Below are 15,268 nucleotides of genomic sequence, written 5' to 3'. Positions count from 1 at the left end.
TTAGCTGGATAATAATAAGTTACTTGCCCCACCAATAGCGGGGCAGTTATTGTTTTATTCAAATCCAAGTCCAGATTGGTTTATAGAAAGTTTTCAATTATTCAATTATTCAATTATTCAATTATTCAATTATTCAAAATGCTTTTAGCCACGAAAAAACTTATTTGCCCACCTGTAAGTGGGCAGTTAATTTTTAATTCAAAAGTCGTATTCATTTGATGCTAAAATTTATAACTATATCCAATTCTCACAACCTGCGTTTCGTAATAGTCGGTACTTACGTAACTAAACCCATCACCTTGAATCGTTTTTCTTACAACCATCGTATTCAATAGATCGGTAGCATTTAGAAACACTTCACCTTTTCCTTTCTGGATTTTCTTTTTTATCCCCAGATCCAATGAAAAACGTGAATCGATTTTTCCTTGTGGAATAATATCAGGCGCAAGATAAACTGCCACCAATTGAATATCTATATCTTTCTTGAAATGAAAGGTATTGTTCAACTTTGCATTTCCAGAATAGATGCTTTGTTGATCGGCAGAAAAAGTGTGTACAATCGGGTATTTGTTTTCGACACTAAAGGCATTGATCTGATTATAATAGACATTTCCATTGACGTTGAAGGAATACCATTTTGCAACATCCATTGAAAAGGTCATTTCAATACCTGCATTGTAGCTTTTTCCTGCATTCTGAAATACGGCATAGATCAAATTACTTCCCGCAATGGTGCTTGAAATACGGGTAATTGTTCCGCTTGCTTCTCTGCCGTATAAAGCGGTGTAGAAGTATCCTTTTTCCAAAGCTGATTTAAAGCCTAATTCTAATGAATTGGTGAATTGCGGTTTCAATGCAGGATTCCCGACTTTGATTATTTCGGCATCATCGTATTTAGGGAAGATGCGAATATCCACCTCATTCGGTCTGTCTACACGACGATTGTAAAATAAGGAGATTTTATTTTTGTCATTGAACTTATAAGCCAATCGCATGGTTGGAAAAGGCTGAATGTAGTTGTACCCATCACTTTTGTACGTGCTGTGATTTGGGTTCACCTGATAGTTTAACAAGACATATTCAACGCGCAAACCAATTTCGGCTTCTACTTTTTTACGATCCACGATATAGTTCCCGTAAATAGCGGGAATTACCTCGTTGTAATTTGCCCATCCACCTGCAGTCGTGTCTAAAGGTGAATTAATTCCAGGATAGAACTGCATGTCTGTCGGAATGGTTCGGTAACGGAATTTAGCTCCTGTTTCCAATCGACCGAACTTTAACGGTTTTACATAATCCAAATTGAAATCTGCTACCTGTTCGTCAGAAAGCAATTTGAATGCATCGTGTCCTGTGAAAGTGGGATAGATATTATCAAAGAAGTATTTCTCGTTTTCGCGGTGAAAGGTATAATTGAACACAGTATTTAAGACATGACCTGCTTGTTGAAATTTATGCTGATAGATGACTGTTCCCATTACGGTTGTCTTGAGTTCGTCTTCTAAAAATTTCCACAAACGAATGCGGTCGGAAGAATCCCTGTTGAAAAAGGGTTGGTCGCCATTGTCTATAATTTTTTCCATTCCATAAAGACCCGAAATAGTCAAGGTGTTCTTATCATTGAAAGAATAGTCAAAACCTAATTTGGCATTTGCGAAATGTGTATTTCTGTTTCGTTTGGTTTGTTGGTCGATAATGGTTCCGTCGTCATACGTTCGTGTAACGAATTCATTCTTGTTTAATGTCTGCGTATACAAGTAATCACCTTGAAAAAAGAAGTTCATTTTGTTTTTCCGATAACTCAAAGAAAGCGTTGGATTGATCTTTGGGGTGTATTGGTATTGCGGACGAATGGTAGGCAGGTTTTCTTTTTTGACCCACAAAGCACCTAAACCACCATTCATTCCAACTTTGCCTGAAAAACCTTCCTGTCTGTTCTTCTTCATTATAATGTTGATGATTCCTGCATTCCCGTTGGCATCGTATTTTGATGAAGGATTATTGATGATTTCAATGCGTTCAATAGCGGAAGCGGGAATATTATCTAACCCGTACTGATCTCCAAATCCTGTTAATGCCGTTTGTTTTCCATCAATCAGAATAGTTACTTTCTCGTTTCCGCGTAGTTGTACTTTACCATCCTGAACGGTAATGCCGGGGAGGTTCTGCATTGCCTGTAAAATCGATCCACCGCTTTGGCTCACGTTGTCTTCAACCGAAAAGACTTTCTTATCCAACTTGTCGCTTACTTCTTCGATTTGACCAGTAATTACAACTTCCTCTAAAGACTCAACCGATACTTCCAATGCAATAACCGACAAATCCAAAAAGTCGGAAAGTGAACCGACATAAACGGGTTTTCTCAATGGTTTATATCCAAAGGAAGTTACCACTAAAACATAGTTGCCAGTTTTAACGGGTGAAAGTGAAAAGAGACCTTCTTCATCTGTTATTGTTCCGATTACCAGAGTAGAATCGATTTCCGTTTTAAGAACAACCTGAACATAGGGTAAAGCAGTATTGTCTGACTTACCCTTAATTGTTCCGGAGATCGTTACATTTCCACTTTGAGCAAATGCCTGAGATGAAAGGATTAGCCCTATCAAGACAATCCAATTTCGGAAATGAATGATTTTCATATTATTCAGTGATCACTTTGATGAATGTACCAGTGTTGTCGAAAATGAGGTCTTTTTTATTGACTTCTGCCTCATAATTCACCGTTCCATTGCTCAGTACAATTTTAGCAGCTTCTTTTACTTTCTGTCCTTTGTAATTAGCATCGAGATAGTCTAAAATTGCTTTTGGAAGTGCGCTCGGTTCCATTTCTGTTTCGGTTTCCAAGATAACACCACTAGCATTGATTACTACAGAAGTTTCAACTTCACCATTTTCAAATTCAGCTTCATAATTCGGACCTTCTTGTTCCCAATCCACATCAGTAATCGTAGGAAATTGTTTTTTGAAGGCATCCTGAACTGTTACAGGAATTTTAGAATCTTTTCCTTCTTTCTCTGTTTTCTGAGCGGAGCTGCATCCAGCAAATGAAATAGCCACTACGCCTGTTAAAAATAATCGTTTCATGACGTTTGTTTTATAAGTTATGAGACAAACTTCAGAACAGATTCTGAAGACATTTAGAATTCGATACTGAAGGCGTGTAAATGATTGTCAAATAGATAGGAAAGCTTCCAATTGTAACGATCACAAATCTCTTTGGAAATCGCCAAACCTAATCCACTATTGGTTGTTTCAGAAGATGAAATCCCAAAACGAACAAACAAGTTTTCCTGATTCAATGAACCTGTTCCTGTATTTGAAAAAATCAGTTTATTACCTGTTAGGTTGATCCGTAAAACATCATTTTGAGTGCCGTGTCGAATTACGTTGGTGGTCAGATTATTGAATAATACTTCCAATAATGTCTGGTTGCATTTTACAGTATAGGAGGTAACATTTATTTGAATTTGAATTCCCTTGCTTTGAAAATAATCGTCCAACAATTCAATGTTCTCGGTTAGAATTTGCCGAATATTTACGGAGGTTTCTTCTGTAAACTGATGATTCTCTATTTTGGCTAGGAGCAACAAATTTTTATTGATCCGAGAGATTCGGGAAAGACTGGAATTAATGGTTTCAATAGTCGAAGCTTCTTGTTCCGATAAGGTGTTATTCTGCAACAAAACATCCATTTTTGTTTTTAAAACAGACAATGGAGTTTGCAATTCGTGAGAAGCGTTTTCGATGAAGCGTTTTTGCTGATTAAACGTTGAAGCGCTTTTTTCAATTAATATCGTCAGTTCTGTGTTCAACTCTTCAAATTCTTCAATATCGGATTGTTCAAAGTGAATGTGCTGATCTTTGCTTAGATCGAAGTTCTTGAGTTGATTGAGGGTCTTGTAAAACGGTTTCCAACTTTTTTTGGAGATTCGTTTATTTAGAAAGACAAAACCAAGGACTAAAAACAAGAAGAAAAACACCGTAACAAAGGCAATTGCAACCAAGGTTTCATCTGCTTCTTCCACATTGGTTGAGATTGTCAGTCGGTATGGCTTATTGTTGACCCAAATAGTAGTCGACAACACCCTGAAACGATCCATTTCATACTCGAAACGATTATAAGTGGTTGTCGTGTAAATGCGGTTTTTCGTTATCTCATTTTGATCAATGGCAACTAACTCAGTTCCCGGTTGAAGTTTATTCCATATTTTAAGCGTTTTGTTGAGTTCCTTTTCGTCAATTTTAGCCTTCTGGATTCCCTTTTCCATCCGTTTACGAATGATCCAGTTGTGTTCATCCAATTCTTCGAGCCAAATGGAATCCACAACGAAATAGTATACAGGAATACTACACACCAAAATAATCAGTGCATAAATGGAAAATGATTTGAAAGGTTTGTCCAGCAGTTTACTCATAGTTCCCATTTATAGCCTGTTCCGTAAATTGTTTTGAGGTAGTTTTCGCATCCTGCTTCGGTCAGTTTCTTTTTGAGGTTCTTTACGTGAGCGTAAACAAAATCATGATTATCGAACATATCTGCAATATCTCCCGAAAGATGTTCAGCCAGTGCATTTTTCGAAATGACCTTATTCTTATTTCCCAAAAAGAGCAATAACAAATCAAATTCTTTCTTAGTGAGTGAAACGATGTTTGAACCAACCGTAACCGTTTTGGAAAGCATATCAACCGTCAAATCATCGTGAGTAATCGTATTTGAATTATCGAATTGTTTTCTTCTAATAACCGAATAGATACGTGCGGATAGTTCGGACAAATGAAAGGGTTTTGCTAAATAATCATCCGCTCCTAATTGTAACCCCTTAATTTTATCATCAAGTGCACCCTTAGCAGAAATGATAATAACGCCATCCGAGCGTTTTTCAGTTTTCAGTTTTTCCAATACTTCCAAACCATCCCCGAAAGGAATCATTAAATCCAATAAAACACAATCGTAAGTGTACGCGGAAATTTTATCAATAGCTTGATTGTAATCCTCCGCATGTTCACACAGATAATCCTGACTGGTCAGATAACCAATAACATCTTGTGCAAGTTCGTGTTCGTCCTCAATGATTAAAATCTTCACCTACCAAAGATACAATTCCAATTCTGAAGAAATTCTGAATTGTTGATTAGAAGAATACTTGATTTTCATTTCAAAGTGTTGTTCTGTTTAACGTTTCTAGCTGTAATACCCGCTCCAAATCCTCCATCAAAAAGTTAGAAGTTTCCCCGCTTGAGGTCACGAACACAAAAAAAGACAGATGCCCCACCATTGGTGGGGCATCTGTCTTTTAATTAAAACCCAAGTATACATTGAATTATAGCGTGTTTTTTTGTAAAAAGAATTCGGTTAGTTACAAAAAAAGTTATTTGCCCACCCGTAAGTGGGGCAGTTAAGTTTTTTTTATCGAGCTAATTTCAATATACTAAACGCACCTCTTGCAACAAATAGAAAAACAATTCCTCCCACAATAAGGTCTGGCAATTTTGTGTTCGTAAAATAGACCAAAACACCTGCTATTATTACTCCAATATTCACAAGCACATCGTTATTCGTAAAGATGATACTTGCCTGCATGTGGGCTTCCTTGCTTTTCGATTTTTGTAACACATAAAGCGAAATGGCATTTCCAAGTAAGGCAATGGAAGAAATCACAATCATGGATTGAAATCCTGGCACTTCCTCAACATTTACAAATCTTCGGATGGTTTCTAAAATCCCGAATCCCGCCAAGAGCAATTGCAGATAACCACTAATCTTTGCAATTTGTTTTTTGGTAGAACTTAATCGCCCAACTGCATAGAGGCTCAAAGCGTAAACGAAGGCATCCGCGAGCATATCCAAACTATCCGCTATAAGACCCATGGAATTTGCAATAAACCCCATAATTATCTCTAAAACGAACATTGAAAAGTTCACGGCTAGAACAATCCACAATAGTTTCCGTTCTTTCCCGTGATCTTCAGATAGGTTTACCAATTCCTCAGAATCTTCGGTGCTTATTAGAGAAGCATTCAAGTTAAGTTCGTCTATAGCCTTATGAATCAAGGTGATTTCATCGGAATGAAAAACAATCAGTTTTCTTGCAGGCAAATCAAATTCAAGTTTGATGATGTTTTGAAAATCTCCCAACTTCATTTTTATCATTTGCTCCTCACTGGAGCAATCCATTTGAGTAATGGCGAATGTCGATTTTTTCATGCTCAAAGCTTTATTTTGATTCCTGCATTGATTACCCTTCCGTCAATCGGTGCATAAATTTCCTTAAACGATGGATTACTAATACTTCCGCTGTAAATACTTCCGAAACGGGTTTGGCGAACGTCTAAAAAGTTCTCGAAATTTACGTAAATCGAAAAGTGTTCCCATTTTTTTTCGGCCATCAAACCGCAAATCCAGTAATCACGACCAAAAGTACCATCCGAAAGCGGTTGAGGACTGAAATAATAACCTTCAAGCCCAATACGGAAGTTGTCTTCCTTCTCAATCATTAAAATGAGGTTCAATCTATGTTTTGCCGTCAAAGGCATTGCAGAGGATAAATTATTATACTGGCGTTTTGTGTCTGTGTAAGTGTAGCCGGCGAATAATTTTGCTATCCCGTAGCCAATCTTCATGTTTGTTTCAGTTCCTTTTGAATCAATGTGCCCATCTGCATTGCTGAACTCGTATAAATTATCTGCTCGAAGTGTCAAGATTAAAGGGCTTTCCAATCGGGTGTAATAAAACAATTGGTTAATGCTGAATGAAACCTTTTCTCCAATTCGGGTTCGGTAATTCACATCAAAATTCCCGCCATACGATTGTTCGGCTTTTGATTGTGAAATGTTTAGCGGAACAATATTTCGAAAGGTAATATTCTCTGCTTGCTCCGTAAACATGGTTGGAGTTTTGTAACCCAAACCGCCACCCAATCGAGAGGTTAAATGTCGATTGATTTTGAAAAGTAGTGATGCTTTAGGCAAAACGAACATTCCTTTCAATTTATCGTTTGTTGCAGGAGAAATATAATCTACTCGTAACCCCGTTTCAAGTGTGAACCACTCAACAGGTGTATAGGTGTTTTGGGCAAAAGCCCCAATGGTGGTGAGTTGATAAGCTCTGCTTCCAATGCTATCGGGCTTGGGTTCTTTAAAGTCATCCGTCCACAAATTCAACCCTGTTACCCAGTCTACTTTTTCTTTATTAGATGAATAGGTAAATTCACTAAACGATGAAACCTGTTTTCCCCCGAATTGATAAGATGGAATAGTGATTTTTCTATCAAAAAAACTAACACTGTTCTTAAAGACCAATTTGGATTGTTCATTTAATTTTCGTTCAAATTGCAATTGAGTCGCATAGCGTTGAGTTTCGTTTTTCTCAAAGTAAGTATGCAAAGAATCCTGTTCTCCCTTGATGTATTTCATATCACCACCAAGACGATTTTCAAATGAAGTGTTGAACCCAATATTGAGCGTTGTTTTTTCATTCAGATAGAAGAACAACCGAGGATTGAAGGTGTAACGCTGAAACTCTGGAATTGCTGAAAATCCATTTTTTGCAGGATCATAGGCTTGATTGGAATTTCGGGAAGCAAAAACAGTCAAACCAATCCGCTTGAATTTCTGACTGTAAAATCCGCTAACATCCAATCCAAGTGCAGACGTACCATTTACAAGAAAACTGATTTCTCTCTTTTCGGTTGGTGTTTTCGAAATGAAATTGATTAATCCAGCAATTGCACCACCTCCATAAAGGGTTGATGAACTCCCTTTGATTACCTCCACTTGCTTCAAATCCAAAGGTGGAATTTGCATAATTCCAAGACCTCCAGAAAATCCGGAATAAAGGGGGAAGCCATCTTTTAGCAATTGGGTATAACGTCCGTCCAAACCTTGTATTCGAATAGTCGCATTTGCGCTCGTTGCTGAGGTTTGTTGTGTTTGGATTCCCGTACTTTCACTCAATAGCATCCGAACATCCCCAGGCTTCATATTGTTTTTCTCGTCGAGTTCTTCTGCCGAGATCACTTCCAAACGAGTTGGTATGTCGTCAATGGTTCGGGAACTTCTTGTCGTCGAAATAACCACTTCGTCCAAATCTTCGGATTCCTCGGATTGTAGGAGAATTTCTACAGGTTGGTTTTCTTGAATCGGGAAATTGAACGTATCTGAACGCTCTTGATATTCTGTGAACCTGAATACTAAAATGTACGACCCATTCGGAATACCGTTTAATTCTATTCCGCCATTCTCGTCAGTACTTCCCGAAATATTGAGTTCCTTAATGAATACTACAACACTCGGAAGTGTTTCCTTCGATTCAGCATCTTTAATGATTGCTTTAAATGTGTTTTGCGCAAATAAGGGTGCGCACCCAATGACTGCAAATAGCAGTAAAATGATTACACGCATAATATGAGTAATTTGAATAATAAACTAGAGTAAACACTCTGTGAGTGTATATTTATTATCCAACCTTTGGCGGTTGCCAAATACCCAAACAAATTTGAGAATAAAAGGATAGAGAATAGTCGGGATAATTGGTTGTTGACACATCGTGTACAACAACATTTTCAATTGCAATCAATGAATGAGATTCAAGTGTTACAAATCCAGCACACGAAGAACAAACGAAAAATGGTGAACATGAACCTTCTTCATCGTTTGTAGAATTTTCCGATTGCGGTTCGTCCTTGCAATTATCAAATGCACAACAAGGAATTGCCGTTGAAAAAAGCGTAAAAAAAGCCAATAACAATGCTAAAGATTTCACTGAACAAATATAAACGCTTTAGTTGTAATTTTACAATAATGAATAATGGAGTTAAAAACATAAGTAAATGGGGAGTTATTGGGATGCTGTTAGTTGCAATCCTTTCACCCTGTTGTTTTCCAATCTTTGCACTCGCTGCTTCCGCACTTGGTTTGGGTAGTTTCGAGGTCTTTGGAGGTTGGACAATGTGGCTTTTTCAAATAATGGTTGTGGTTTCATTGGTGGGATTCTTTATCTCATACAGGAAACACAGGTGTATGTATCCATTGCTGATCGCTATGCCGAGTGCTCTTTTAATCTTTTACGGATACCATTTCAACGATAGTAAATATTGGGTTTATTTTCTCTATGCAGGAATGTTGGGACTTTTGATTGCTACTGTTGTAGATTATTACCGCCACAGATTACATGGTCGATGCTGTGAAACGGAAGAAGAAGTAGAATTGCATTCAACAATCACCTGTCCAAATTGCGGACACAAGAAAGATGAAATCATGCCAACCGATGCTTGTTCTTACTTCTATGAATGTGAAAATTGCAAAACTGTACTCAAACCATTAAAGGGTGATTGTTGTGTTTATTGTAGTTATGGAACAGTAAAGTGTCCACCAATTCAAAAGGGTGAAAGCTGTTGTTAAAGAATATTGTTTTCCAAAGTTTCCAGTTGCAATATACGCTCCAAATCTTCCATCAAAAAGTTAGAAGTTTCCCCGCTTGAGGTCACAAGGGAAGCGAAAGCTTCCCTTTTTCATTCCATAAAGATTTCAGATTAAACCCTTCCTACTTTTTGCCAAGGCAGAAAAAGTAGGCAAAACTGCCTTGGCCCAATTACGGTGTTCAGCTAATCTGCCCGTGCGGGCCTATTCACGGAAAGAAGGGATCAGGATCCCAAATGACAAGCACTTTCCGGAATTGGCAACCGCACCGGCAGATTATCGCTCCTTCGAATCGTTTGGAAGGACGGGTGACGACTTCGGGTACTCTTTGAGATTTTCGGGTCGTGTAATTGGGCTAGTGTCCGCTGGAGAAATTTGTTAGACAGGTATCGATTTTTGTTCCGAGGAGGAAATGGGGTGTTCGAAGTTTCAATTTGATTTTCCTCCCTCGAGGGAGGATTAAGGTCTGATGACTCTGACGAGTATCAGACTCCGTCAGAGAGGGTGGCGAAGTAAAACCTCCCGCAAACCATTGATTTTATTCAGTTTTCTAAATATTCGAAGCGGTTCGAATCCTATTGGATTTCAAGTTCAATTTCTTTCGGTAATTTTTCAATAGAGAGTTGATTTTCAGAATTATTGTGTAGTATTGGGCAATAACGTAACGAGAACTATTCGCAAAAACATTTGAAATTCAGTATGAAATCCAATTTTAATTGTTTGTAAGTAGTTGGATTTATGTATATAAGCGAGTTATGAGTAATAAATTTAAACCTGATAACTTAAGCAATAAACTAAGGGACTATTTCCCTTTTATTTTAGTTGCGTTGATACCTTTATGCATTATGTTTTACAACTTAATTTATAAAAACTATGTTTGTGAAACTTGTATATGTAGACCACTCAATAATGTAGTTTTCCCAAGTAAAGAGCTTGTAGTCAATGATACTATTTTCGATATTAAGAACAATGGGAAGGGTGTAATGTATCTGTTGTTTAAAGATTGTCGCGGTGGTTTTGTTTTTGGCGACTTACATTCTGATTCTGTTGATGATGAAGTTAGGGAACAAATAGTTTTAGGGGAAACAATTGTTATAAAACATAAAAACGATAAGCGCGTATTTTTCGTGAATAAAAACGACACCATAGTAGTTCAATTTACTAAAGAAAATAGCAGAGGAATTTATACAGATATAGTACGGGTTAAATAATGCTCATAACACCAAATAAACAGAAGTGCCAAAAAACTAATATTTGAAAAGGCGCCTTTGCCTATTTGGAAACCGTTAGAAATCGGTCACTTATATTAACTTCCTTAAATCCTCCACCAAATAGTTCGAAATATCTCTCATTACGTTTCTAAAACCACCATGAAAGTGTGAAAAGGTCTTCGGGTTGGTGATTGAACCATTTATAAATACAAGATTGAATTTAGATGCCACCTGGCACAAAACCCTTATTGTAAAAGGGTTTTATGCTTAATATTCTTAATTTTGTCCTGTTAATAATGCTTTCTCATTAATAAAATTGCCTTAAAATGAAAATCACCCAATTTATCGGAATCCTGTCTCTTTGTCTTTTATCTTTTACAGTAAAAGGTCATGAAATTGACGGTTTGCTTCAGAAAGTCGCGAAGGTTTCTGTTGAAAGGGAGAAAATAGAATTGTGGGAGAAAATAATTAACCTGAGTATTTGGCAGAAATCCGAGACGGAAACCAAAAACTACATTGACCGGCTTTATCGATACAGTAAACAGAAAAAGAACCAATACGGTATGGCCACCGCGGACCTCTTGTATGCAAAATATTATGAACGGCAGCAGGAAATGGATAAAGCTAAAAAGTATGCCGGTCTGGCATATGAGTATTTTAGTTTGAAAAACGATCGGCTTGGGATGTGTAAAACCCTGCGTCAGCAAGGATTTAACGCCTTTAAAACCAGTAATAATGAGCTAGCAACCAAACTGGCATACAAGGCTTTAAATATCAGTATTTTGATAAAAAACAAAACCCAGGAGGGTTTGTGTATGTCTCAGCTGGGAATGATCGTTTTCGGTACACAGCCAATGGAAGGTATCAAACTGCAAAAACAGGGATTTGAAATGCTTGTAAAAGCCGGTGCAAAAAGAGAAGCGTCTATGACGGCAATCACCCTTTCTACACTCTACTTGAACAGCAATGAAAACGTCATGTCACAAAAGTACATTGATACTTTTTTTGTGCTTCAGCAAGGATTAAACGACGCAGGACTACTCGCACAAGGAACCACAAACGCTGCTTTACTTGCCCAGGGGCTTGGAAAACTGGACCAGGCAGAGAAATTAATTGAAGAAAGCGGAAAGTATTTCTCCCAGATTAAAAGTGTTGCAGTTCAGGCACAGTTTTACCGGATAAAAAGTGTTTTTTACAGAGATAGCAATCGTTTTCCGGAAGCAATTGAAGCAGCAAAAAAAGGATTATCATTACTTGAAAATAAGCAAGGACTGGATTCTGAAAAAGGGATGTTGCAGTATACTCTTTTTATCGCTTATAAAGGATTGAAACAATACGAGCAGGCAATTGAGGCTTATGAACAGGCTGTAAACGCTGAATTTGTCGTTTATGATCAGCAAACACAGTATGGAATTGCCAACCTGAAGGAGAAATATGAAACAGACAAAAAAGAACAGGAAAACAAAGAGTTGAAACAAGTCAATGAGATCAATCAATTGAAGCTTTCTACCAATCGCTATTTCATTATTGGGATTGTGTTGTTATCACTTCTATTGGTTGTTGTATTTGTACTTGTGATTCGAAATAACCGGATCAAAGCCAGGGAAAAAAATATTCACCTGCAGCAAAAACTGCTGATCTCACAAATGAACCCACACTTCATTTTCAACTCACTGAATTCCATTCAGAACTTTATTTACAAGCAAGATCCGATGAAAGCTGCGACATATTTGAGCCGGTTTTCCGAGTTGATGCGCATGATACTGACATTTTCTCGCAAGGACCAGGTTACGCTGGCGGAAGAAAAGCACTTACTTGAACGCTACCTGGAAATCCAAAAACTGCGTTTTGGAGACAAATTGGAGTGGGAAATCAGCTCAAGTGATGATATTGATGATGAAAACGTGCTCATTCAGCCCATGTTGTCGCAGCCATTTATTGAAAATTCATTGGAACACGGATTGTTCAAAGATAACCAGGTAGGAAAGATCTCTATCCGGTTTGCAAAAGAAGCAGACTATTTACTGTTTGAGATCGAAGACAATGGAGTAGGGTTGAACAATTTATTGAAGAAGCACGAAGGCCATGAGTCTTTAGCAACAACCATCACCGAAGAACGCATTGCGGGAATTAGAACACTGGGAGGAACGAATACAACCTTTGAAGTGATTAATTTGAGTGATATCAACGAGGAACTGCAAGGCGTAAAAGTTCTTTTCAAGATTCCTTACCAGACCTTGTTGTAAGATTTCACTGGAAATTCTGTGGTCTTACACAACTTTCAAAAGATCAAATAAAGATCTCCTATTATGGTGTTCGACTTTCGTTGTGGTCGGTCACAAAAAAGCCATCCGTTAATTGACGAATGGCTTTCTGATTTCTATTTCTTATAAATACCGGTAATACCGCGCTACCGCCCATAAAGGGAAAATATTTCTATATGCAGTATAGGTTTCCATGCAGTTTCCGTTAAATACCCCGGAAATTCCTTCTTGAGGAAAATCACCGGTTGATTCCTGTCGGGAAAGAATAAACTCAATTCCCTTTTCAATGGCAGCTTTGTCGGGATGCTTTGCTTTCATCAGAGCAAGAAGCGCCCATGCCGTATTGATTATCTGCCCGTCTTCGTGTTCGATGTACTTGTGCTCTACACACGATTCAAAGGATTCTCCCCAGCTGCCATCCGGTCGCTGTTTACTCAACAAGAAGTCACATGCTTTTTGAATCTCAGGCGATGAGGTGTCATTTTTATGACCGGCAGCCAGTAAACCTTCAATACCAAACCAGGTTCCGTACGTGTAACATACTCCCCAACAGCCATACCAGGAGCCATCGGGATCTTGTTTCGATTGTAAAAATTTCCCTCCGCGCACAAGTGCCCTTTTGATATCTTCTCTGCGATAATCGTGATTTTCTGAAAATTCCTTTAATCCCTGCATGGTAGCAGAAGAACATTCCGTATAGGTCACTTCTGTCATGATATTCTCAAATAACATCGAAGGATTTAATATTTCAATCCATTTCGGAGCTCTTCGCTTTTCATAAGAAGCCCAGCCTCCGTCTTTATTTTGCATAAATAACAACCAATCAACAGCAGGCTTCAAGCGCTCCACATCCATCGGGTTTTGCTTGTTGATGTGTTCCTTGTTGTTATATAAAAGAGCGGTCTTCATTCCTTCCGACGTACAATCCGTCACTGCCCATGCGTGATCAATGGTTGAAAAAGGCCAGCATCCGAGTGTTACATCTCTCCAGTATTTGGTATATTCCTTCGGATTGCGGTCAATTTGTGTGATATCGATGAAGTGATAAATTTTCTCTGCCATTTCCGGAAAACTGGTTTCCATATCTGCTTCTATCAAAGCCTGACCGGCGAATGCGGTATCCCATAATTGAGAACCATTATAACCTCCCATCTTAGCACCGTCTTCGGCGATCCACAAATAATCTTTCCAGCGTTCAACGTGGTTTTTAAATTGTTCGGAATCTTTTCCGTGTTTATGCCACACACAAATGGAATTCATTGCCTGATTTACCGGACCGATATTGATATAACGCGTATGGATATCTTCATGGTCAATGTAATCTGCAACATATTTCAATGCACTTTTTCTGAACTTCCCGGAATGGATTTTTTCGTACCCGTTAATGATCTTACTTAAACGGGTATACCATTTGCTAACAGGATTGAAAATGTCTATTTCACATGCTTGTCGACGTGCTTTTTTCCAATTAATTGAATAATAGTCTGTTGTGTATAATTCGGTTCTTAATTCTTTGACCAATTGAGTTTCTTGTCCTTTTACTTTGTTTCCGAAGCAGTAGGACATTGGAAGGTAAAGCATTCGGTTGTGACACCAGTATTTTCCGGGGTGGAAAGGAAGCCATTTTGGTAACTTCCACAATTCAGGCAATAAAGAATCATTTCCTGCCCATTCATAGACATTTAGCACTGAAAGATAAAACTTACCCCACATGGGGATTTGTACTGCTCCACCATGGCTTAAAATCCAATCAAGCGCGCGTTTCATGTCGGGATTGGAAAGATCTTCACCCAAAATACGGAGAGTCACATATTGCATGACCGTTCCGAACATGGTTGAATGTCCTTCGATATGCAATCCCCAACCACCGTCTTCGTTTTGGTGATTCCATAAATTGCGCTTCATTAAAACCTGCATCGGTTTTTCAAAAGGTGTCTCTGTAATGTAGGATGCGATGACCAATCCGGGGATTAGAAACAGCGGACCACCGTAGTCACCCGCCCAATTTCCATCAGGTTCCTGTAGTGTTTCGTAAAACGAAAAGCCATTTAACAAGCTGATTCGGGCTCTGTCTTTGAGGGATAGAGCATCCGCTTCGGTGGATGATATAATCTTCGGCTCACCGACTTGTTTCTTGCGCAAATGACGAAATACCCGGTCACCGGAATTCGGATTGACTTTCTTGTCAAAGATAAATGCACGGTCAAAAGCCTCTAAAAAAGCTACTCCTTCAGGTTTTTCCCAATCGGATTCAGATTGAATGATCCCTTTTAAATCATCCGGAATTTCAAATTGCCAGGATTGTTGTCCGTTTTTTGAAGAAAACTTCCACGTTTCCCAAAAATAAGCGGGATCCTTTTGGTCGAAATTCATCGT

The 15,268-nt window shown here is 38.3% G+C and carries 11 protein-coding genes and 1 pseudogene; 4 read left to right on the top strand and 8 right to left on the bottom strand.

Annotated elements, in window-relative coordinates; all coding sequences use genetic code 11:
• Positions 1-221: 221 nt before the first annotated feature.
• The 7 genes from AAG807_RS14445 to AAG807_RS14415 all read right to left on the bottom strand — a co-directional run bounded on the left by AAG807_RS14445 (position 222) and on the right by AAG807_RS14415 (position 8,761).
• On the bottom strand, positions 222-2,639 hold the full coding sequence (locus AAG807_RS14445; RefSeq protein WP_341905338.1) for a TonB-dependent receptor: 2,418 nt from the start codon (positions 2,637-2,639) through the stop codon (positions 222-224).
• Position 2,640: 1 nt separating this feature from the next.
• The gene (locus tag AAG807_RS14440; protein ID WP_341905335.1) at positions 2,641-3,084 is read right to left on the bottom strand and encodes a PepSY-like domain-containing protein; all 444 of its coding nucleotides are present in this window, start codon (positions 3,082-3,084) and stop codon (positions 2,641-2,643) included.
• A 53-nt stretch (positions 3,085-3,137) separates the two neighbouring features.
• Positions 3,138-4,415, bottom strand: coding sequence for a HAMP domain-containing sensor histidine kinase (locus tag AAG807_RS14435; protein WP_341905333.1), 1,278 nt, complete (start codon positions 4,413-4,415; stop codon positions 3,138-3,140).
• Positions 4,412-5,086 (bottom strand): response regulator transcription factor, encoded by a 675-nt coding sequence (locus AAG807_RS14430; protein ID WP_341905330.1) that lies wholly within the window; start codon positions 5,084-5,086, stop codon positions 4,412-4,414. Before AAG807_RS14430 ends, AAG807_RS14435 begins: the two co-directional genes overlap by 4 nt.
• A 321-nt stretch (positions 5,087-5,407) precedes the next feature.
• Positions 5,408-6,205: a cation diffusion facilitator family transporter gene (locus AAG807_RS14425; RefSeq protein ID WP_013685245.1), complete on the bottom strand. Its 798-nt coding sequence runs from the start codon at positions 6,203-6,205 to the stop codon at positions 5,408-5,410.
• A gap of 2 nt (positions 6,206-6,207) precedes the next feature.
• Positions 6,208-8,400, bottom strand: coding sequence for a TonB-dependent receptor (locus AAG807_RS14420; RefSeq protein ID WP_013685246.1), 2,193 nt, complete (start codon positions 8,398-8,400; stop codon positions 6,208-6,210).
• A gap of 55 nt (positions 8,401-8,455) precedes the next feature.
• Complete coding sequence (locus AAG807_RS14415; RefSeq protein WP_341905324.1) at positions 8,456-8,761, bottom strand: hypothetical protein; 306 nt, start codon at positions 8,759-8,761, stop codon at positions 8,456-8,458.
• Here AAG807_RS14415 and AAG807_RS14410 point away from each other — a divergent pair.
• The 4 genes and pseudogenes from AAG807_RS14410 to AAG807_RS14395 all read left to right on the top strand — a co-directional run.
• Positions 8,746-9,141: pseudogene (locus AAG807_RS14410) on the top strand (MerC domain-containing protein); the annotation flags it as partial. The gene AAG807_RS14415 and the pseudogene AAG807_RS14410 overlap by 16 nt on opposite strands.
• Positions 9,142-9,204: 63 nt before the next feature.
• A complete protein-coding gene (locus AAG807_RS14405; protein ID WP_043024033.1) occupies positions 9,205-9,399 on the top strand; it encodes a GDCCVxC domain-containing (seleno)protein in 195 nt (64 codons plus the stop codon).
• A gap of 773 nt (positions 9,400-10,172) precedes the next feature.
• Complete coding sequence (locus tag AAG807_RS14400; RefSeq protein ID WP_341905322.1) at positions 10,173-10,628, top strand: hypothetical protein; 456 nt, start codon at positions 10,173-10,175, stop codon at positions 10,626-10,628.
• A gap of 326 nt (positions 10,629-10,954) precedes the next feature.
• Positions 10,955-12,874: a histidine kinase gene (locus AAG807_RS14395; RefSeq protein ID WP_341905319.1), complete on the top strand. Its 1,920-nt coding sequence runs from the start codon at positions 10,955-10,957 to the stop codon at positions 12,872-12,874.
• 141 nt (positions 12,875-13,015) lie between these two features.
• On the opposite strand, the gene AAG807_RS14390 is transcribed toward AAG807_RS14395, so the two are convergent.
• Complete coding sequence (locus AAG807_RS14390; RefSeq protein ID WP_341905317.1) at positions 13,016-15,265, bottom strand: terpene cyclase/mutase family protein; 2,250 nt, start codon at positions 15,263-15,265, stop codon at positions 13,016-13,018.
• Positions 15,266-15,268: the final 3 nt, after the last annotated feature.

This window comes from Fluviicola taffensis DSM 16823, from assembly GCF_943372375.1.
GTDB lineage: Bacteria > Bacteroidota > Bacteroidia > Flavobacteriales_D > Crocinitomicaceae > Fluviicola > Fluviicola taffensis_A.
The sequence above is the reverse complement of the archived record's forward strand: the minus strand, read 5'-3'. Positions and strand labels throughout refer to the sequence as shown.